At 63.1% G+C, this 18,757-nt stretch carries 19 protein-coding genes and 1 tRNA gene; 7 read left to right on the top strand and 13 right to left on the bottom strand.

What is annotated here, in order from left to right:
• Positions 1–14: 14 nt before the first annotated feature.
• The 3 genes from pilB to D3F03_RS09475 form a co-directional block, all read right to left on the bottom strand.
• On the bottom strand, positions 15–1,748 hold the full coding sequence (pilB, locus tag D3F03_RS09485) for a type IV-A pilus assembly ATPase PilB (RefSeq protein ID WP_119109118.1): 1,734 nt from the start codon (positions 1,746–1,748) through the stop codon (positions 15–17).
• Positions 1,749–1,909: 161 nt separating this feature from the next.
• Positions 1,910–1,986: transfer RNA gene (locus D3F03_RS09480), tRNA-Pro, on the bottom strand.
• Between the two features lie 25 nt (positions 1,987–2,011).
• Positions 2,012–2,941 (bottom strand): polyprenyl synthetase family protein, encoded by a 930-nt coding sequence (locus tag D3F03_RS09475; protein WP_119109482.1) that lies wholly within the window; start codon positions 2,939–2,941, stop codon positions 2,012–2,014.
• A 302-nt stretch (positions 2,942–3,243) separates the two neighbouring features.
• Here D3F03_RS09475 and rplU point away from each other — a divergent pair, with 302 nt between their 5' ends.
• The 4 genes from rplU (at position 3,244) to proB (ending at position 6,231) form a co-directional block, all read left to right on the top strand.
• Complete coding sequence (gene rplU, locus D3F03_RS09470; RefSeq protein WP_106445542.1) at positions 3,244–3,555, top strand: 50S ribosomal protein L21; 312 nt, start codon at positions 3,244–3,246, stop codon at positions 3,553–3,555.
• A 28-nt stretch (positions 3,556–3,583) separates the two neighbouring features.
• Complete coding sequence (gene rpmA / locus D3F03_RS09465; RefSeq protein WP_119109117.1) at positions 3,584–3,844, top strand: 50S ribosomal protein L27; 261 nt, start codon at positions 3,584–3,586, stop codon at positions 3,842–3,844.
• Positions 3,845–3,945: 101 nt separating this feature from the next.
• Positions 3,946–5,019, top strand: coding sequence for an Obg family GTPase CgtA (cgtA, locus tag D3F03_RS09460; protein ID WP_119109116.1), 1,074 nt, complete (start codon positions 3,946–3,948; stop codon positions 5,017–5,019).
• A 63-nt stretch (positions 5,020–5,082) separates the two neighbouring features.
• Positions 5,083–6,231, top strand: coding sequence for a glutamate 5-kinase (gene proB, locus D3F03_RS09455; RefSeq protein ID WP_119109115.1), 1,149 nt, complete (start codon positions 5,083–5,085; stop codon positions 6,229–6,231).
• Between the two features lie 27 nt (positions 6,232–6,258).
• Here proB and D3F03_RS09450 read toward each other — a convergent pair whose 3' ends face one another.
• Positions 6,259–6,948 (bottom strand): RNA pyrophosphohydrolase, encoded by a 690-nt coding sequence (locus D3F03_RS09450; protein ID WP_119109114.1) that lies wholly within the window; start codon positions 6,946–6,948, stop codon positions 6,259–6,261.
• A 90-nt stretch (positions 6,949–7,038) separates the two neighbouring features.
• Here D3F03_RS09450 and D3F03_RS09445 point away from each other — a divergent pair, with 90 nt between their 5' ends.
• Positions 7,039–8,784 (top strand): proline--tRNA ligase, encoded by a 1,746-nt coding sequence (locus D3F03_RS09445; RefSeq protein ID WP_119109113.1) that lies wholly within the window; start codon positions 7,039–7,041, stop codon positions 8,782–8,784.
• Positions 8,781–9,425: a lytic transglycosylase domain-containing protein gene (locus D3F03_RS09440; protein ID WP_119109112.1), complete on the top strand. Its 645-nt coding sequence runs from the start codon at positions 8,781–8,783 to the stop codon at positions 9,423–9,425. The genes D3F03_RS09445 and D3F03_RS09440 overlap by 4 nt, the downstream gene beginning before the upstream one ends.
• Here the strand turns inward: D3F03_RS09440 and paeA are convergent.
• The 5 genes from paeA to hemA form a co-directional block, all read right to left on the bottom strand.
• Positions 9,422–10,735 (bottom strand): polyamine export protein PaeA, encoded by a 1,314-nt coding sequence (gene paeA, locus D3F03_RS09435; protein ID WP_119109111.1) that lies wholly within the window; start codon positions 10,733–10,735, stop codon positions 9,422–9,424. The two genes, D3F03_RS09440 and paeA, sit on opposite strands and share 4 nt — an antisense overlap.
• 119 nt (positions 10,736–10,854) lie before the next feature.
• Positions 10,855–11,172: a Grx4 family monothiol glutaredoxin gene (gene grxD, locus D3F03_RS09430; RefSeq protein ID WP_119109110.1), complete on the bottom strand. Its 318-nt coding sequence runs from the start codon at positions 11,170–11,172 to the stop codon at positions 10,855–10,857.
• 58 nt (positions 11,173–11,230) lie between these two features.
• A complete protein-coding gene (prmC, locus tag D3F03_RS09425; RefSeq protein WP_119109109.1) occupies positions 11,231–12,073 on the bottom strand; it encodes a peptide chain release factor N(5)-glutamine methyltransferase in 843 nt (280 codons plus the stop codon).
• A 76-nt stretch (positions 12,074–12,149) separates the two neighbouring features.
• The gene (prfA, locus tag D3F03_RS09420) at positions 12,150–13,259 is read right to left on the bottom strand and encodes a peptide chain release factor 1 (RefSeq protein ID WP_119109108.1); all 1,110 of its coding nucleotides are present in this window, start codon (positions 13,257–13,259) and stop codon (positions 12,150–12,152) included.
• A 57-nt stretch (positions 13,260–13,316) separates the two neighbouring features.
• Entirely contained in the window at positions 13,317–14,615 is a 1,299-nt protein-coding gene (gene hemA / locus D3F03_RS09415) for a glutamyl-tRNA reductase (protein WP_119109107.1), read from the bottom strand.
• Positions 14,616–14,687: 72 nt separating this feature from the next.
• Here hemA and D3F03_RS09410 point away from each other — a divergent pair, with 72 nt between their 5' ends.
• The gene (locus D3F03_RS09410) at positions 14,688–14,966 is read left to right on the top strand and encodes a hypothetical protein (RefSeq protein WP_119109481.1); all 279 of its coding nucleotides are present in this window, start codon (positions 14,688–14,690) and stop codon (positions 14,964–14,966) included.
• A gap of 6 nt (positions 14,967–14,972) precedes the next feature.
• Here D3F03_RS09410 and ugpQ read toward each other — a convergent pair whose 3' ends face one another.
• From ugpQ to ugpA, 4 genes are all read right to left on the bottom strand, one after another.
• Positions 14,973–15,734, bottom strand: coding sequence for a glycerophosphodiester phosphodiesterase (gene ugpQ / locus D3F03_RS09405; RefSeq protein WP_245960561.1), 762 nt, complete (start codon positions 15,732–15,734; stop codon positions 14,973–14,975).
• Positions 15,735–15,869: 135 nt separating this feature from the next.
• Complete coding sequence (locus tag D3F03_RS09400) at positions 15,870–16,877, bottom strand: sn-glycerol-3-phosphate import ATP-binding protein UgpC (protein WP_119109106.1); 1,008 nt, start codon at positions 16,875–16,877, stop codon at positions 15,870–15,872.
• A gap of 62 nt (positions 16,878–16,939) precedes the next feature.
• On the bottom strand, positions 16,940–17,791 hold the full coding sequence (gene ugpE / locus D3F03_RS09395) for a sn-glycerol-3-phosphate ABC transporter permease UgpE (RefSeq protein ID WP_119109105.1): 852 nt from the start codon (positions 17,789–17,791) through the stop codon (positions 16,940–16,942).
• Positions 17,791–18,672, bottom strand: coding sequence for a sn-glycerol-3-phosphate ABC transporter permease UgpA (gene ugpA / locus D3F03_RS09390; protein ID WP_119109104.1), 882 nt, complete (start codon positions 18,670–18,672; stop codon positions 17,791–17,793). Before ugpA ends, ugpE begins: the two co-directional genes overlap by 1 nt.
• Positions 18,673–18,757 lie beyond the last annotated feature (85 nt).

The raw sequence follows: 18,757 nt of genomic DNA, 5'->3' as shown, positions 1-18,757 counted from the left end.
GTGTTTGCGTGGTATTAGAGGTTGGTGACTGCCAGCACTTCTTCGAGGGAAGTCAGGCCCAACTTGGCTTTGTGGAGCCCGGATTCGCGTAGGGAGCGCACACCTTCAGCTTTGGCTTGTGCGGCAATTTCCAATGCGCTGCCATCCCGCAGAATAATGCGCTGAATCTCTTCGGACACGGGCATGACTTGGTAAATACCAACCCGACCCTTGTAGCCGTTGTTACAGGCCGAGCACCCAACAGGTTTATAAGGGACCCAGGAGCCATCAATAGTCTCCTCGGCATAGCCCGCATCAATCAACGCCTCGTGCGGGATATCTGCCGGCTCTTTGCACAGTGGGCAAAGCCGTCTTGCTAAACGTTGCGCCGTGATGAGAATCACGCTAGACGCAATATTGAACGGCGCGATACCCATGTTGCGCATGCGTGTCAGTGTCGTCGGCGCATCGTTGGTGTGCAGGGTCGAAAGCACCAAGTGACCGGTTTGGGCGGCCTTGATCGAAATATCCGCAGTCTCCAGATCGCGAATTTCACCGACCATAATAATGTCTGGATCCTGACGGAGGAAAGCCTTGAGTGCAACAGCAAACGTTAATCCAGCCCTTTCGTTAACGTTGACCTGGTTCACTCCCGGCAAATTAATTTCAGATGGATCTTCAGCTGTTGCAATATTCACACCAGGCTTGTTCAGGAGGTTCAAGCAGGTGTAGAGCGACACCGTTTTTCCGGAACCTGTTGGGCCGGTGACGAGAATCATCCCGTAAGGCCGCTCAATGGCCTTGAGAAGACGCTCTTTTTCCTCCGGTTCATAACCCAAGGCTTCAATTCCCATTTTGGCGCTGCTCGGGTCCAAAATACGGATAACGATCTTTTCCCCAAACAGTGTTGGCAGCGTGCTTACGCGAAAATCGATAACGCGATCCGGGCCAACCTTGAGTTTCATGCGCCCGTCTTGCGGTACGCGCTTCTCCGAAATATCGAGCCGTGAAATGACTTTAATGCGCGATGCAAGTTTCTCCTTGATGGCAATTGGGGGGGAGGCAATTTCCCTCAGTTCCCCATCTACCCGAAAACGCACCCGGTAATGGTGCTCATAGGGCTCAAAGTGCAAATCTGAGGCGCGCATATTGAACGCGTCAAGCAGCATTTTGTGCAGAAATTTGACAATGGGCGCATCCTCGACGTCGTTCGCTGCATCGCCCGGATCGGCTTCAGTTTCCGATGAGGCCTCTTCAAATTCGAATTCGCCCGCACCTGCGTAAGCATCGATTGCCTCACTGGCCGTTTTGGTATTGGCATCAATCAGGCGAACAAGTTTGTCGTATTCTGCAATGACCCAGTCCACCCCCATCTGGGTGGTGAATTTGATCTTCTCTGCCGCTTCCTGATCAGTGGGGTCTGCGGTGGCAACAATCAAGCGATTGCTGCGCTTGCTCAGCACCAGCACCCGATACGCTTGACATATCTTGGCATCGAGCAAGTCGCGGGGCAGGCGCAACGGATCAATGGCGTTGAGATCCAGGAGGGGGGCGCCAAAAATAGACGACACCGTGTGTGCTAGGTCGCTTGCCGAAACGATTCCTGCGCCTGTGACTTCCGCGATAAAGCTGTTACGCGAAGCTTGTGCTTTTCGCACAATATCTTCAGCCGTTTTTTGGGTCAGCTTGCCTGCAGAAATCAAGGCCCTTCCCAGCCCGGGCAAGGCTATCGAAGAAGCATCTTTCTGAGCGATATCAACAGCAGCCATAGAGGCAGAGGTCCTCGTAAGAATTCGACAATCATCCTATCATCGCCGATCAGTGTTGCGCTGTAAATTGAAGTCGTTGCAGCTGATTTGAACGGGAGCCATTTAAGAAGCAAAAACGCCTTGGCACAAAAAGTGCCAAGGCGTTTTACAGGTCCAGATTGTGGTCGGGGTGAGAGGATTCGAACCTCCGGCCTCTACGTCCCGAACGTAGCGCTCTACCAGGCTAAGCTACACCCCGAAGTGTGTTGTGAGCGGGCACTTATTTACATTCTGCGCCCGAGCAACTGAGCCGCCAATTGTAGCAAACTGGCCTGGTGCTCATTGCGCGCAAAGGTGGCAATTGCCGTCATTGCGCGTTCTGCTTCCGCTGCCGCCAGGGCTCGCGCAACGTCTAGTGCGCCCGTTTCGCGGACGATGCGCACCACGGCATCAAGTTGATCGGTATTGCCGGTTTCGATGGCACTGCGAATGAGTCTGCTGTCGGCTGTGCTGGCGCGCTGCATTGCGGCAATGAGGGGGAGCGTGGCCTTGCCTTCGCGCAGATCGTCTCCCAGGTTCTTGCCCATCTCCGAGGCATTGCCGTCGTAGTCCAGTACATCGTCAATAATCTGGAAGGCCGTGCCGAGTGCTTGCCCGTAAATTGCGCATGCCTCTTCAATTCCTGGTTCTGATTTCGCCAACACAGCGGCCAGGCGCGCGCTTGCTTCGAACAGCTTGGCTGTCTTGGAGCGAATGACATGCAGGTAGCTTGCCTCGTCCAGCGAGGCGTCGTGCATGTTCATCAGTTGCAAAACCTCGCCCTCGGCAATCACGTTGGTGGCATCCGACAGGATTTGCATGACGCGCATCTCGCCCACATCCACCATCATCTGGAAGGCGCGGGAATAGAGAAAATCGCCCACCAGCACGCTTGCCGGGTTACCAAAGGTTTCATTTGCTGTGGCGTTCCCGCGACGCAATGTGGACTCATCCACCACATCGTCGTGCAACAAGGTGGCGGTGTGAATGAACTCCACCACGGCTGCCAGCGTGAACCGCGCGCGATTTTCGACGCCCAGCGCACCGCACATGAGCAGCAACAGGGCGGGGCGCAGCCTTTTCCCACCGGCCGCAATGATGTACCGCGAGACCTGGCCTATCAGGGGAACCCCAGACTCCAGTCGCTGTGCGATAACGGCATCGACGTTTCGCAATTCGTCCGCCACCAAGGCCAGTGGAGAGGGGCGTTGCGCTGCCAGTGGGGCAGGGGCTGGAGCATTCGGGATGTGGATCGAAGACACGGGGGGAATTATAGGAACGTCTACAGGGTAGGACAGGCGGCGAAGACGCTCGGGTTGCCGAGTTTGCCTGTACCTGAGGGAGGGAAGACGGGTGTGCGACTGGGTTTCAACGAGCAGCAGTGGCGTGGTACACTTATGGGTTCTGCGGAAATCCTTCTGCGGAAAGTTCGTGGGAGGCGGCTCGCTGCCTTCGCTATCAGACTCAAGAGGTCAACATGTACGCGGTCATAAAAACCGGTGGCAAGCAGTATCGCGTTGCTTCCGGCGAAAAAATTAAAGTAGAACAGATTGCTGCGGACGTAGGCCAGGAAATCGTGATCGACCAGGTTCTGGCCGTCGGAAACGGCGCTGAACTCAAGGTGGGCACGCCCCTGGTGTCCGGCGCCACTGTGACAGCCACTGTGCTGGCACACGGTAAGCACGACAAAGTGCACATCTTCAAGATGCGCCGTCGCAAGCACTATCAGAAGCGCCAGGGCCACCGCCAGCAGTTCACTGAACTGCAAATCGGCGCAATTGCTGGGTAATCCGGCCGGCTAACCAGGAAGAGATGTCATGGCACAGAAAAAAGGCGGCGGCTCTACGCGAAACGGGCGCGATTCCAAGCCCAAGATGCTCGGTGTAAAGGCTTTTGGCGGCGAATTGATCAGCGCAGGCGCGATCATCGTGCGCCAGCGCGGCACCAAGTTCCACCCTGGCGCTAATGTCGGCGTGGGCAAGGACCACACCTTGTTTGCCCTGGTGGACGGCCATGTGTCGTTTGCCGTCAAGGGTGCGTTGTCCAAGCATACGGTCAACGTGACTGCTGCAGCCTGAAGCGCGCGCGCTTTCTTTGCAGTCCAAGCCCCGCTTAGTCGGGGCTTTGTTTTTTGCCGCAAGCCCTATGATTGCGGCCGCTTTTGTACACTGGACTCCCCATGAAATTCGTCGACGAAGCCTACATTGACATTGCCGCGGGCGACGGCGGCAATGGCTGCGTGTCCTTCCGGCACGAGAAGTACAAGGAGTTCGGCGGCCCCAACGGCGGCGACGGTGGACGCGGCGGCCATGTGTTTGCCGTGGCGGACCCGAACCTCAATACCTTGGTGGATTTTCGCTATGCGCGCCGCTACGAGGCCAAGCGCGGCGAACATGGCATGGGTTCCGACATGTTTGGCGCAGCCGGGAGCGACATCACGCTCAAGATGCCCGTGGGCACCATCCTCAGCGATGCTGAAACCGGTGAGGTGCTGTTCGAGCTGCTGACACCTGGCGAAGTCATCACCATTGCCAAGGGGGGCGACGGCGGGTTTGGCAATATGCGCTTCAAGAGCGCGATCAACCGGGCGCCACGCCAGAAAACGCCTGGCTGGCCGGGCGAGAAAAGAAACCTCAAGCTGGAATTGAAGGTGCTTGCCGATGTGGGTCTGCTTGGCATGCCCAATGCGGGCAAGTCCACCTTCATTGCGGCGGTATCGAATGCGCGGCCCAAAATTGCCGATTACCCGTTCACCACGCTGCATCCCAACCTGGGCGTGGTGCGTGTCGCGCCGGAACAAAGTTTTGTCGTGGCCGACATCCCTGGCCTGATCGAAGGGGCATCGGAAGGTGCGGGGCTTGGGCACCAATTCTTGCGCCACTTGCAGCGTACGCGGCTGTTGCTGCATGTGGTGGATCTGGCCCCGTTTGACGACGCGGTGGACCCTGTGGCGCAGGCCAAGGCCATCGTGGGCGAGCTCAAGAAGTACGACAGCGCCCTGTTCAAGAAGCCGCGCTGGCTGGTGCTCAACAAACTCGATATGGTTCCGCTCGATGAGCGGGCCGCGCGCGTGGCGGATTTCGTCAAGCGTTTCAAGTGGAAGGGGCCGGTATTCCAAATATCAGCCCTGACGCGCGAAGGCTGCGAGCCGCTGATCCACGCGATTTACGCGCACGTCAAGGCCGTGCAAGTGGCCGAGCAGGCACCCGCCCCCGAGCACGACCCCCGGTTTCCAGACGCATCGCCCGCCTAAGTACGAAATTTGCTATTATAAATATAGCTTTAAGCGCTTATATATAGGGCGCTAGAGGCAGAAATGACCCTTGAAAACTCGGAGGTGCTGCGGACCGCGCACCGCATCGTCGTCAAAGTGGGCTCCAGCCTGGTCACCAACGAGGGCCGTGGGCTGGACGCACAGGCCATTGGTGAGTGGGCGCGGCAACTCGCGGCGCTGGTCAGTGGTCAGGTGGGGGGCAAGCGCGAAGTCATCATGGTCTCCAGCGGCGCTGTCGCAGAGGGGATGAAGCGCCTGGGCTGGAGTGCCCGCCCGCGCCAGGTCCATGAACTTCAGGCCGCTGCCGCCGTAGGGCAGATGGGGCTTGCGCAAATGTACGAAACCAAGTTGCGTGAAAACGGCATTGGCAGCGCACAGGTGCTGCTGACCCACGCCGACTTGGCTAACCGCGAACGCTATCTCAATGCGCGCTCAACACTGGTCACCCTGCTGCAGCTCGGCGTGGTACCGGTCATCAACGAAAACGACACCGTCGTCAACGACGAGATCAAGTTTGGCGACAACGACACGCTGGGCGCCCTGGTGGCGAATCTGGTGGAGGCCGATGCGCTGGTGATTCTCACGGACCAAAAGGGGCTGTACACCGCCGACCCGCGCCGGGACCCCGCGGCGGCGTTTGTGCACCAGGGTCGCGCCGGCGATGTGGCGCTCGAAGCCATGGCGGGAGGCGCCGGCTCCAGTATCGGGCGAGGCGGCATGCTCACCAAGATACTGGCCGCCAAGCGCGCCGCCGGCTCGGGGGCTTCCACCGTGATTGCCTGGGGTCGCGAGCCCGATGTGCTGCTGCGGCTCGCGGCAGGTGAACCCATCGGCACCTTGCTGGTGTCCCAGACCGCCAAGAAGCAGGCACGCAAGCAGTGGATGGCGGACCACCTGCAACTGCGCGGCGCCGTGCGGGTGGATGCCGGGGCGGCGGCCAAACTGTGTGGCGAGGGCAAGAGCCTGCTGCCCATCGGTATGACGCATGTCGAAGGGGAGTTCGAACGCGGTGACATCATCGCGGTGCACGACCCAGAAGGCGTCGAGATTGCGCGCGGCCTGGCCAACTACGCCAGCAACGAGGCGCGGCGCCTGTGCCGCAAACCCTCCAGCGCCTTCGAAGCCTTGCTGGGCTATGCAGCCGAACCCGAGATGCTGCACCGCGACAATCTGGTGCTCACAGGGCGCTAAACCACGCAAGGGCGCGGTCCCTCCCCGTCAGTTCCCGTGGCGCGGCAAGGTGTCGGTGTCTTCAGGGGGTTCCATCGGGTCTGCGGAGCAGTCCTTTTGCGGATTCGGATCGAAGCTCGCTCCCGGAGGCAGTTCTACCCCCGGATGCACCAGCATGGCGCCGCTGCGGTGGAGACTGCTATAGCCCCCCGATTCGGCGTCGCGCGCGCGCATGCCGCTGCGCAGGTAGCGGTTGCGCTGTTCTTGGCGCGGCAAAAAGCGGGCGAGCTCGGTCAATGCCGTCTCATAAACGCCACGCTTAAATTCGACGACCACGTCCAGCGGCACCCAGTACTCGTTCCAGCGCCAGGCGTCGAATTCCGGGTGGTTGGTGGCACGCAGGTTCAAATCCCAGTCGTGACCGACCAACTGAAGCAGGTACCAGATCTGCTTTTGTCCCTTGTAATGTCCCCGCGCATCGCGGCGGATGTACCGGTCAGGCACCTCATAGCGCAACCAATCCCGGGTTCGGGCCACCACGCGGACGTGGTTGGGGTACAAGCCTACTTCTTCGTGGAGTTCCCGGAACATCGCCTGCTCGGGCGATTCGCCGCGGTCTATGCCGCCTTGCGGAAACTGCCAGCTGTGGGTGCGTATGCGCTTGCCCCAGAACACCTGGTTTCTCTGGTTGAGCAGGATGATGCCGACGTTCGGCCGAAAGCCGTCCCGGTCAAGCATAATCGAACCCCAAAATCTTAAAACTGCATCCATTATGCACGGCACTTGCCTGCTGCGGCGGCCGGAGCGCGTGCAGTCTGTAATGTTCCGATGAAAGCTTCTCAGTTCTTTATTTCCACGCTCAAGGAAGCGCCTGCCGACGCCGAAGTCGCCAGCCACCAGCTCATGACGCGCGCCGGCCTGATCAAGAAATTGGGCGCCGGCATATACACCTATATGCCTATGGGCTTGCGTGTGGTGCAGAAAGTCGAAGCCATCGTGCGCGAAGAAATGAACCGCGCGGGTGCCGTCGAGCTGAGCATGCCGGTGGTCCAACCTGCCGAGCTGTGGCAGGAGACCAAGCGCTTTGAGACCATGGGCCCCGAGTTGCTGCGCATTCAGGATCGGCACGGCCGCGACTATGTGGTGCAGCCCACCAGCGAAGAGGTGGTGACCGACATCGCCCGCCAGGAACTGCGCAGCTACAAGCAGCTGCCGCGCAACTTTTACCAGATTCAGACCAAATTCCGTGACGAGCGCCGTCCGCGCTTTGGCCTGATGCGTGGGCGCGAGTTCACCATGAAAGACGCCTACAGCTTTGACCGCGATGTGGATGCGGCCAAGGCGAGCTACCAAGTCATGGCCCAGGCCTATCGGCGCATCTTCGATCGTTTCGGGCTGCGCTACCGCGCGGTGGCGGCCGACAGCGGCGCCATTGGCGGCGATTTGAGCGAAGAGTTCCAGGTGATTGCCGCGACCGGCGAGGACGCCATCGTCTATTGCCCCGGCAGCGAGTACGCCGCCAACATGGAAAAGGCCGAGGCACTGGCGCCAGCGGGGCCGCGCCCCGCACCCGCCCATTCCATGGCCAAAACACCAACGCCGGGCAAAGCCACCTGCGCCGATGTGGCTGCGCTGCTGAACCTACCGCTGCAGAACACCGTGAAATCGCTGGTGCTGGCGACCGACGAGACGAACCAGGCCGGCGAAATCGTCCGCAGCCAGGTCTGGCTGCTGTTGCTGCGCGGTGACCACGACATGAATGAGATCAAGGTGGGCAAGCTGCCGGGTCTCGACGCGGGCTTCCGCTTTGCCACGCTGGCCGAGATCAAGGCGCATTTCGGCTGTGAGCCGGGCTATCTGGGACCTATCGGGCTGCTGCAGCCCGTGCGCGTGGTGGTGGACCGCGAAGTGGCGGTGATGGCCGACTGGGTGTGTGGCGCCAATACGCCCGATTTTCACTGGACCGGCGTCAACTGGGGGCGCGACCTGCCCGAGCCCGAACTGGTGGCCGATATTCGCAACGTCGTGGCGGGCGATGCTTCGCCCGACGGCGCTGGGCCATTGGCCATCGAGCGTGGCATCGAGGTCGGCCATGTGTTCTATCTGGGGACGAAGTACAGCCGCGCCATGAACGCCACCTTCCTGGGCGAAGACGGCAAGCCTGCGTTTTTCGAAATGGGCTGCTACGGCATCGGCATCACCCGCCTGCCGGCGGCGGCCATTGAGCAGAACCACGACGAGCGCGGCATCATCTGGCCCGACGCGATTGCGCCGTTCACCGTGGTGCTGTGTGCGATCACGCCCGACCGGTTTCCTGAAGTCAAAGTGGCGGCGGAGCAGTTGTACGTCCAACTGCTTGCGGCGGGCGTTGACGTCATCCTCGACGACCGCGGTGAGCGCCCCGGCGCCATGTTTGCCGATTGGGAGCTGATTGGCGTGCCGCACCGCGTGACCATTGGCGACCGGGGCCTCAAGGAGGGCCTTGTCGAATACCAGCACCGGCGCGATACTGGCGCGACCAAAATTGCCCTCACAGACATCCTGGCCCACCTGAAGGGCCAATTGAGCAAATGACTACGGGAGTCACACGCCGCAACTGCCTAGCGGCGGCGCTGCCTGCGCTGGTGCCGCTGGGCTGGGCTGTGCCCGGTGTGGCGCATGCCGGTGGCCAGGTAGAAGAGCCCTTGATGGATTCGGTGCGCAGCGCGCTGAGTGCCGCAGTTGCCAACGAGGCGCCGCCCGAGCCGCTCTTTGGCAGCACGCAAGAGCGTATCTTGTATGTGCGCTGGCTCGCCACCATGAGCGACCGCCTGCGTCGGCGCAAGCTCGATTGGGAAGTGCGGCGCGATTTTCTGCAGACCGCCTGGTACGAAAGCCGCCGCGCCGGCCTGGATGTGGCGCTGGTGCTGGGTCTGATTCAGGTCGAGAGCGCATTTCGCAAGTACGCTGTCTCCAGCGTCGGGGCGCGCGGCTACATGCAGGTCATGCCGTTCTGGACGCGCTTGATTGGCGACGGCGACCCGTCCAAGCTGTTCCAGATGCAGACCAACCTGCGTTTTGGCTGCGTCATCCTGCGCCACTACCTGGACCGAGAGCAAGGCGATCTGTACATGACGCTAGGGCGCTACAACGGCAGCCGCGGGCGCTCGCCGTATCCCAATGCCGTGTTCTCTGCCCAGCGCAACTGGCAGTTCGACGGCCGCCTCGCGGGCTAATCGGCGGCGACCGCACCTGGTGCGCTGCCGGAGGGTACGCGCGAGACCATGACCTGGTCGATGCGGTAGCTGTCCACGTCCAGCACCTCAAACTTGTAGCCGCCCCACAGCACGCTGTCGGTGCGGCGCGGCACGCGGCGCAGCATCACCATCAGAAACCCGGCCAGGGTCTCGTATTCGGAATCGTGCGGCAGTTCGTCCAGGCTGAGCGCATGGCACACGTCTTCGATGGGTGTGATGCCGTCGATGAGCCAGGAATCCTGGTCGCGCCGCACGATCTGCTCTTCGTCAAACGGCGATACCAGGTCGCCCATCACCGTGCTCATCACGTCGTTGAGCGTGACCACGCCCACCACCAGGCTGTATTCGTTGACGATGACGGCGAAATCCTCGTGCGCCTGCTGGAACTGTTCGAGCACCTCCGAGAGCGTCAGCCGGTCCGGCACGATCAGCACCTTGCGCACCAGGCTGTCGTCGGCAAGCGAAATCGGCTGGTTGTTGAGCACCCGCTGGAACAGGTCTTTGGCGTCCACGTAGCCCACCACGTGGTCGATGTCGCCTTCGCAGACCGGGTAGGTGGAAAACGGCTCGGCGGCGATGCGCAGGCGGATCACGGCATCCGCGTCATCGCGGCGGAAAAACGCCACGCGCTCGCGCTGCGACATGGCGCTGGAGACGGTGCGTGTATCGAGCTCGAACACATTGGTGATGACCTGCTGCTCGCGCGCCGCCAGCACACCGGCGCGTGCGCCGGCCTCCATCATGGCGAGCACGTCGTCCGAGGTGATGCGGTCGTCGCGCAGCGAAGACAGGCCCATCAGGCGAAACAGCCCGTCAGCGCTGCGGCTGTAGAGCCACACCAGCGGCTTGAGGAGGGCCATGCACAGCGACATCGGCCGCATAAGGCGCACGGCCATCGGCTCGGGGTCCGCCATGCCCAGACGCTTGGGGACCAGGTCGGCAAACAGGATGAAGAGCGAGGTCACCAGCAGGAAAGAGGCGGCAAACCCCAGGTTCTGCGCCGTTGCCTCGGGCAGCCAGCGAGCCAAAAGGGCGCCAAATCCCGGGCTCAGGGCGCTCTCGCCCACGATACCGCCCAGGATCGCCACGGCGTTTTGCCCGATCTGCACGACGGTGAAGTAGTCGCCCGGTTGCTCTTGCAGGCGCAGGACGCGTTCGGCGCGTGCGTCGCCGTCGTCGGCCAATTGGCGCAGCCGCAGGCGCCTTGAGGCGGCCAGAGAAATCTCTGCCGCCGAGAAGAATGCACTGGCAGCGATCAAGAGGGCGATGAAAAAAAGGTCTTGCAGCATGGAGCACGAGCGCCTTAGGCGGGTATCCGAGTTTAGGCGGCAAGCGGGTGTCCCGGCCGCATTGCGCTGCGGGCACAAAAAAGCCGCCCGCAGGCGGCTTGCTCGGGGTGTGCAGTCGCTCAGCGGGCCAGCGTCTGCTTGAGTTCGCCCGATTCGTACATCTCCATCATGATGTCCGAGCCGCCAATGAATTCGCCTTTGACGTACAACTGCGGAATCGTGGGCCACTGGCTGTAGTCCTTGATGCCCTGGCGGATTTCGTCGTCGTCGAGCACGTTGACCGTGGTGATGTCCTTGGGGTCTATGTCGCAGGCCTTCAGGATCTGGATGGCGCGGCCGGAAAAACCGCACATGGGGAAGCTGGCCGTGCCCTTCATGAACAAAAGCACGTTGCTGGATTTGACGAGATCGTCGATGCGTTTCTGGGTGTCGCTCATGGGGGCTCCAAGATAGTGGCCGCGTGGGGCCGGTGGGGGTAGCGGTGATCGGGGGGGATTATTTCACTCTCGGGCGTCTTGCGCCCGAGCAACGCCCTATGCCGGCCAGGTCATTGCGGGTTTGCACCTCTGTGAAGCCTTGGGCGCGCAAGAGCGTTTGCACCGCCTCGGCCTGATCCCAGCCGTGCTCCAGCAGCAGCCAGCCGCCGGGCGCGAGGTGGGCGGGTGCTGCCCCAGTGATGGCGCGCAGATCGCGCAGGCCGTCGGCGCCCGCCACCAGGGCGGCCAGGGGTTCGTGCCGCAGGGCGGGCAGATGGGGGTCGTGCTCGGCAATGTAGGGGGGGTTCGAGACGATCAGATCAAAAGGGCCTGGCACCGCGCTGAACCAGTCGGACTGGGCGAACTGCACCGGCAGGCGCAGCCGCTCGGCGTTGGCGCGGGCCACGGCCAGGGCGTCTGCGCTGGCGTCCACGGCGAGCACGGTGGCATCTGGGCGCGCATGCGCGAGCGCCAGGGCGATGGCACCGCTGCCCGTGCCCAGGTCCAGCACGCGGGGCGCTGGGCGCCCGGCCAAGCGCTCCAGCGCCCAGTCCACCAGGGTTTCGGTGTCGGGCCGGGGGTCGAGCACGCGTGCGTCCACCTGCAGGTCGAGGCCGTAAAAGCCCTTGTGCCCAGTGAGGTAGGCCACGGGCTCTCCGGCGACCCGGCGTGCGCACAAGGCAAAAAGTCGCTCGCTTTGGGCACTGCTCAGCGCATCGTCCCCATGGGTGATCAGCCAGGCACGCCCGCTGTCCGGCTGGCCCAGCACGTGCAGCAGCAGCCATTGGGCGTCGATGCGCTCCAGGCCCTGCGCCTGCGCCCAGGTCAGCGCGGAAGTGACAGTGTTTGCTATATTTTGCATAGCTGTTAGCGCTTATGGGTAAAGCGCTAGAGCCCTATTTCATTCAAATTTCTGGTGCCGCACGCAGGCAGCAGGCCTACAGCGCGCCGATCTCGAATTCTTCCAGCAGCTCGGCCTCGCGGGCGTGCGCCAGCGCCTGCAGCACATCGCCCAAGTCGCCCTCCATGACCGCCAGCAGCTTGTACAGCGTGAGGTTGATGCGGTGGTCGGTTAAGCGCCCTTGCGGGAAGTTGTAGGTGCGGATGCGATCGCTCCGGTCGCCGCTGCCAATCAGGCCCTTGCGCTCGGCCGCTTCCTTGGCGGCGCGCTCGCTGCGCTCCTTTTCCTGGATGCGCGCCTGCAGCACCTGCAGCGCCTTGGCCTTGTTGGCGTGCTGGCTGCGGCCGTCCTGGCATTCGGCGACGATGCCGGTGGGCAGGTGCACCACGCGCACGGCCGAATCGGTCTTGTTGATGTGCTGGCCTCCGGCGCCGCTGGCGCGGAAGGTGTCGATGCGCAGATCCGCCGGGTTGAGTTTGACGGCCTCATGCTCGTCCGGCTCGGGCATGACGGCCACCGTGCAGGCGCTGGTGTGGATGCGGCCCTGGGTTTCGGTGGCGGGCACGCGCTGCACGCGGTGGCCACCGGATTCAAAGCGCAGCGTGCCGTACACGCCCGCGCCGCCGGGGCCGCTGCCGTCCGGGCCTTCGATGCGCAGCACGATTTCCTTGTAGCCGCCGAGCTCGGACGGGCTCTCGCTGACCACTTCCACGCGCCAGCCCAGGGTGGTGGCGTAGCGCGTGTACATGCGGGCCAGGTCGCCGGCAAACAGTGCCGACTCATCGCCGCCAGTGCCGGCGCGGATTTCCATAAAGGCGTTGCGTGCGTCGTCGGGGTCTTTGGGCAGCAGCAGGCGTTGCAACTCGGCCTCCAGCACGGGCATTTCGGCTTCGGCAGCGGCAATCTCGTCCTGCGCCAGTTCGGCCATGTCGGGGTCGTCCAGCAGGCCGCGCGCCGATGCCAGGTCCGCCTCGCACTGGCGGTAGCGGGCAAAGCGGCCGGCAATCTGCGTCACCTCGGCGTGCTCGCGCGAGAGCGTGCGGTACTGGCCCATGTCGGCCATGATGTCCTCGCGCGAAAGCAGGAAGTCGAGCTCCTCCATGCGCCGGGCATAGCGTTCGAGCTGGTTCCTGAGAAATGTTTGCATGCGCGAAAGATCGTTTAGCTACCCAAAAGATAGCTATAAGCGTAGGCCCAATGAGCGCTACAAGGAGGTTTTGCTTTGAGAGCGCAGAAACAGGCGCGAAGCGGTGCGCGCTGTTTGATCGCGCGCCTCGGCGTCGCTGGCGCGCAGCTCGGCCATGGTGCCATGCAGCATCTTGCGCGAGAGCCCGCGCGCGAGCGCCTCCAGCACGGCGTCTACGTCCTCGCCCCGGGCCAGTCGGCGGCGCGCGCGGGCCAGTTCGATGGCGCGCCACTGGTCGGTCTGTTCCTGAATCTGCCGGATCAGCGGCACCACGCCATGCTGTGGGTCGCGCTGGTCCATCCAGTGCATGAAGCTTTGCACGCCGGCGTCGATGATCACTTCGGCCTGCTCGACGGCGGCTTGGCGGCTGGCCTGCGCCGTTTGCACCACGCTGGCCAGGTCGTCCACGGTGTAGAGGTAGACGTCGCGCAGGGCTTTGACTTCGGGTTCGATGTCGCGCGGCACCGCCAAGTCGACCATGAACATGGGGCGGTGGCGGCGCTTTTTGAGTGCGCGCTCGACCGCGCCCAGGCCCACGATGGGCAGCGTGCTGGCGGTGCAGCTGACGACGATGTCGAATTCGTGCAGGCGCTCGGGCAGGTCGGCCAGGCGCAGCACCTCGGCGCCAAAGCGCGCGGCCAGGCGCTCACCGCGCTCCAGCGTGCGGTTGGCGATGGCGATGGATTGCGGGTTGCGCGCAGCGAAATGCGTGGCGGTGAGCTCGACCATTTCGCCGGCACCGACAAAAAGCACCTTGGTTTTGCCCAGGTCTTCAAAAATCTGGCTGGCCAGGCGCACGGCGGCGGCCGCCATGCTGATGCTGTGCGCGCCGATTTCGGTGGAGGTGCGCACTTCCTTGGCGACGGCAAAGCTGCGCTGGAACAACTGGTTGAGCGTGGAGCCCAGGGCGCCCGCGCTCTCGGCAGCGCGCACCGCATCTTTCATCTGCCCCAGAATTTGCGGCTCGCCCAGCACCATGGAATCGAGCCCGCTGGCCACTCGGAACGCGTGGCGGGCGGCCGGGCCGTCTTCCAGCACGTAGGAGTGCGAGCGCAGCAGGTCGGCGCTGACGCCGCCGCTCTGCGCCAGCCAGCCCAGCGTGTGGTCCAGTGCAATCTGGTCACCGGCGCAATACACCTCGGTGCGGTTGCAGGTGGAAATGATCGCCGATTCGATGCCGCGATGCGGATTGGAGGCCCCCAGGGCCGAGCGCAAACCCTGCAGCGTGGGTGCGATCTGGTCAAGCGCAAACGCAAAACGGCCACGCAAATCGATTGGCGCGGTGTTGTGGTTGATGCCCAAGGCCCAGACAGACATGGCGCGATTATAAAATCGCCGGCCCTTCAACGCCTAACAACCTGCGCAAGTGTCTTGACTTGCGTCATGTTCATGGATTTCGCCTCCGCCACCAACCACCTGTTGAATTTCTTTTTGCCGGCTTGGTGCCTGCCCGTGCTGCTCTGGCCGCTGGCGCGCCTTGCCTTCGGCCGGCCCGCTGGCGCGCCCCGCTGGTGGCTGCAGTGGCTGGTGCAGGCCGCAGTGTGTTCCGCTGTGCTGTTGGTGGGGCTGTGGGCAGGGGGGCGCGACGGCAAGATGCTGACCTATGCCGCCTTGGTGCTGGCCAGCGCGAGCACCCAATGGCTGCTGGTGCGCGGCTGGCGGCGTTGACATCCGTCAGGCTGCCGGGCTGAACAAGTCCACCCGGTCGGTGATGAGGCCGTCGGTGCCCAGCGCGAGCAGCGCATCGGCGGCCGCAGCGTCGTTCACCGTGTAGCTCAGCGCGCGCATGCCCAGTCCGTGGGTGCGCGCCACCAGCGCGGCATCCCATAGGGTGTACTTGCACACCAGCGCCACGCAGCCCAGTTGCCGTGCCTGCTCGATGCACCCTTCCCACAGGCTGTCGAGCAGCAGGGCGCGGGGCACATGGGGCGCGGCCTCGCGTGCGCCGGCAAGGGATTCGGGCCGGAAGGACGAGAGCAGCGGCGGCACCTTCGCACCGGCCCAGAGCTGGGCGGCCTGCGCGGCGACCACACGGCCAGTCTCCAGTTCCTGGCCGGGGGTGGGTTTGATTTCGATGTTCAGAAAAAAATGGTTCGCAAGGCAGTAGCGCGCCACGCTTTCCAGCGTGGGCAGTGGCTCGCCGGCCCAGGCGCGGCCATGCCAACTGCCGGCGTCGCGCCGGGCGAGTTCGGCAAAGTCGAACTCGCCAGCGGTGCCTGTGCCGTCGGTGGTGCGCTCCAGCGTGCTGTCGTGCAGCAGGAAAGGAATGCCGTCACGGCTCAACTTGGCGTCGCACTCGAACATGCGGTAGCCGTATTGCGCACCCAGCCGGAACGCCGCCAGGGTGTTTTCGGGTGCGAGCTTGCCGGCGCCCCGGTGGGCGATCCAGCGCGGATAGGGCCAGGGTGTCGTCATCTTGGTGCTGCTTTCATTCATTGCTCTGCGTACTTTGAAGCTGGGGTGGCCAATGCCAGTGGCCGCCGCGCAAGGGCCGCCCCGCCGCGTTGGCGGCGTCCCCCTTCCCGGCGAAACCGAGAGAAGGGGGAAGGCGCGAAGCGCCTCAGGGGGATTTCACTTTCTCTTCCCGCTGGCGACATCGAAAGCGTGGGTACGGCCGGCGCGCGGCGTGACGTGGATGCGGCTGCCGGGCGCGGGGGCGTGGCTGCCTTCTTCCACCCGGATGATCAGTGCTTCGCCGTTGAGGCGCCCATAAATCAGGCGCTCGGCGCCCAGCAGCTCCACCGTCTCGACTTCCACGTCCCATCCGCCCTCGGTGGTCACGTCAAGATGCTCGGGCCGGATGCCCAACAGCGTGCCGGGGCGGGCACCCGGCGCGTGCTGCAGCAAATTCATCGGCGGCGAGCCGATGAAGCTGGCGACAAAGGTGCTGGTGGGGCGGTGGTAGACCTCTTCGGGTGTGCCGAACTGCTCCATGTTGCCGGCGTTCATCACGATCATGCGCTGCGCCAACGTCATGGCCTCGACCTGGTCGTGCGTGACGAATAGGCTGGTGATGCCCAGCTCGCGGTGCAGCTTCTGGATTTCGAGCCGGGTCTGGGCGCGCAGCTTGGCGTCCAGGTTGGAGAGCGGTTCGTCGAACAAAAACACCTGCGGCTGGCGCACGATGGCGCGGCCCATGGCCACGCGCTGGCGTTGGCCGCCCGAGAGTTCGCGGGGCTTCCTCTCCAGCAGGTGGCCGAGTTCGAGAATTTTGGCCGCCTTGTCGACGCGGGTCTTGATCTCGTCCTTGGGCACCTTGGCGATCTTGAGACCGTAGGCCATGTTGTCGAACACGCTCATGTGGGGGTAGAGCGCGTAGTTCTGGAACACCATGGCGATGTCGCGCTTGGCGGGCTCCAGGTTGTTGACCACCTTGTCGCCAATGAGGATGTCGCCGCCGGTGACTTCCTCCAGCCCGGCGACCATGCGCAGCAGCGTGGATTTGCCGCAGCCCGATGGCCCGACGATGACGACGAACTCGCGGTCGTGGATGTCGGCGTTGACGCCGTGGATCACCTGGTTGGCCTTGGGCCCCTGGCCGTAGCGCTTGACGATGTTGCGGAGCGTGATGGATGCCATTGTGCTATTTATTTGGAAGCTGCTTGCGCTTTATGGGTAAGCGCTAGAGGCCAATTTGACCATTATTTTTCGGTGTCCACCAAGCCCTTGACGAACCACTTCTGCATCAGCACCACCACAAAGGCCGGTGGCAGCATGGCGAGAATGGCGGTGGCCATGACGATGTTCCAGTCGTTCGCTGCGTCGCCTCCGGCGATCATGCGTTTGATGCCGATCACTACCGGGTACATGTCCTCGCTGGTGGTGGCCAGCAGCGGCCACAGGTACTGGTTCCAGCCGTAGATGAACTGGATGACGAACAGCGCCGCAATCGAGGTGGCCGAGAGCGGCACCAGCACGTCCTTGAAGAAGCGCATCGGGCCCGCGCCGTCCATGCGTGCCGCTTCCACCAGTTCGTCCGGCACGGTCAGGAAGAATTGCCGGAACAGGAAGGTGGCCGTGGCCGAGGCAATCAGCGGCACCGTCAGGCCCGCATAGCTGTTGAGCATGCCCAGGTCGGAGACCACCTGGTAGGTCGGGCCGATGCGCACTTCCACCGGCAGCATCAGCGTGACGAAAATGGCCCAGAAGCACAACTGCTTGAACGGAAAGCGGAAATACACCACGGCAAACGCCGAGAGCAGCGAGATGGAGATCTTGCCCACGGTGATGACCATGGCGCTGACAAAGCTCACCCACATCATGCGGGCCACCGGCGCCGTCGAGCCCGCGCCGTCGCCGCCGCCGAGCAGGGCGGTTTTGTAGGTGTCCCACAGGTGGCTGCCGGGCAGCAGTGGCATGGGCGCCTGGACGATTTCCTGGGCGGTGTGGCTGGACGCCACAAATGCCAGGTACAGCGGGAAGGCGACGATGGCCACGCCCAGCAGCATGACGGCGTGCGAGAGCACGCTCAGAAAGGGATTGCGTTCAACCATCAGTACTGGACTTTCTTCTCGACGTAGTGGAACTGCACCACGGTCAGCGCGACGACGATCGCCATCAGCACCACCGACTGCGCCGCCGAGCCGCCCAGGTCGAGTGCCTTGAAGCCGTCGTAGTACACCTTGTAGACCAGGATCGCCGTGTCGCGCCCTGGGCCGCCCTGGGTGGTGGCGTCGACGATGGCGAAGGTGTCGAAGAAGGCGTACACCATGTTGATCACCAGCAGGAAGAACGTGGTCGGCGTGAGCAGCGGAAACTGGATGCTCCAGAAGCGCCGCCAGGGGCCTGCGCCGTCCATGGCCGCGGCCTCGATCAGCGATTTGGGGATCGATTGCAGGCCGGCCAGAAAGAACAGGAAGTTGTACGAAATCTGCTTCCACACGGCCGCCATGACGATGAGCGTGAGCGCATGCGCCGAGTTGAGCAGATGGTTCCAGTGGATACCGACATGCTCCAGCGCATACGCCACCACCCCCAGCGTGGGCGAGAACATGAACACCCACAGCACCCCGGCCACGGCGGGCGCCACGGCATACGGCAGGATCAGAAAGGTCTTGTAGAACATGGCGCCGCGCACGATGCGGTCGGCAAAGATGGCCAGCAGCAGCGAGATGCCGATGCCCAGCGTGGCCACCAGCAGCGAGAACCAGGCCGTGGTCTTGAACGACTCAAGGTACGCCGGGTCGTTGAACAGCTCGCGGAAATTCTGCAGCCCCACCCATTCGGTCGAGGTGCCAAACGCGTCCTGCACCTGCATCGACTGCAGCAGGGCCTGGCTGGCCGGCCAGAAAAAGAACACGATGATCACCGCCAGTTGCGGTGTCAGCAGCACCCAGGGCAGCCAGCCCGAGCGAAAAAGTACGCGTTTTTCCATGAATCCGGTGTCAATGCAACGACCCGCCGCGCTGCGGCTTGCAGTGCGGCGGGCCGAGAGGTTGGAAGCGGGCGCGAACGCCCGC

It is taken from the genome of Simplicispira hankyongi, from assembly GCF_003570885.1.
Taxonomy (GTDB): Bacteria; Pseudomonadota; Gammaproteobacteria; order Burkholderiales; family Burkholderiaceae_C; genus Simplicispira; species Simplicispira hankyongi.
Note: the sequence above shows the minus strand (reverse complement) of the source record. Positions and strands in the feature narration are given on the sequence as shown.

Excerpts from the sequence above, each read along its gene's own strand:
- pilB (WP_119109118.1), bottom strand. The coding sequence starts at position 1,748 with ATGGCTGCTGTTGATATCGCTCAGAAAGATGCTTCTTCGATAGCCTTG.
- rplU (WP_106445542.1), top strand. The coding sequence starts at position 3,244 with ATGTACGCGGTCATAAAAACCGGTGGCAAGCAGTATCGCGTTGCTTCC.
- rpmA (WP_119109117.1), top strand. The coding sequence starts at position 3,584 with ATGGCACAGAAAAAAGGCGGCGGCTCTACGCGAAACGGGCGCGATTCC.
- cgtA (WP_119109116.1), top strand. The coding sequence starts at position 3,946 with ATGAAATTCGTCGACGAAGCCTACATTGACATTGCCGCGGGCGACGGC.
- proB (WP_119109115.1), top strand. The coding sequence starts at position 5,083 with ATGACCCTTGAAAACTCGGAGGTGCTGCGGACCGCGCACCGCATCGTC.
- D3F03_RS09450 (WP_119109114.1), bottom strand. The coding sequence starts at position 6,948 with ATGCTTGACCGGGACGGCTTTCGGCCGAACGTCGGCATCATCCTGCTC.
- D3F03_RS09445 (WP_119109113.1), top strand. The coding sequence starts at position 7,039 with ATGAAAGCTTCTCAGTTCTTTATTTCCACGCTCAAGGAAGCGCCTGCC.
- D3F03_RS09440 (WP_119109112.1), top strand. The coding sequence starts at position 8,781 with ATGACTACGGGAGTCACACGCCGCAACTGCCTAGCGGCGGCGCTGCCT.
- paeA (WP_119109111.1), bottom strand. The coding sequence starts at position 10,735 with ATGCTGCAAGACCTTTTTTTCATCGCCCTCTTGATCGCTGCCAGTGCA.
- grxD (WP_119109110.1), bottom strand. The coding sequence starts at position 11,172 with ATGAGCGACACCCAGAAACGCATCGACGATCTCGTCAAATCCAGCAAC.
- prmC (WP_119109109.1), bottom strand. The coding sequence starts at position 12,073 with ATGCAAAATATAGCAAACACTGTCACTTCCGCGCTGACCTGGGCGCAG.
- prfA (WP_119109108.1), bottom strand. The coding sequence starts at position 13,259 with ATGCAAACATTTCTCAGGAACCAGCTCGAACGCTATGCCCGGCGCATG.
- hemA (WP_119109107.1), bottom strand. The coding sequence starts at position 14,615 with ATGTCTGTCTGGGCCTTGGGCATCAACCACAACACCGCGCCAATCGAT.
- D3F03_RS09410 (WP_119109481.1), top strand. The coding sequence starts at position 14,688 with ATGGATTTCGCCTCCGCCACCAACCACCTGTTGAATTTCTTTTTGCCG.
- ugpQ (WP_245960561.1), bottom strand. The coding sequence starts at position 15,734 with ATGAATGAAAGCAGCACCAAGATGACGACACCCTGGCCCTATCCGCGC.
- D3F03_RS09400 (WP_119109106.1), bottom strand. The coding sequence starts at position 16,877 with ATGGCATCCATCACGCTCCGCAACATCGTCAAGCGCTACGGCCAGGGG.
- ugpE (WP_119109105.1), bottom strand. The coding sequence starts at position 17,791 with ATGGTTGAACGCAATCCCTTTCTGAGCGTGCTCTCGCACGCCGTCATG.
- ugpA (WP_119109104.1), bottom strand. The coding sequence starts at position 18,672 with ATGGAAAAACGCGTACTTTTTCGCTCGGGCTGGCTGCCCTGGGTGCTG.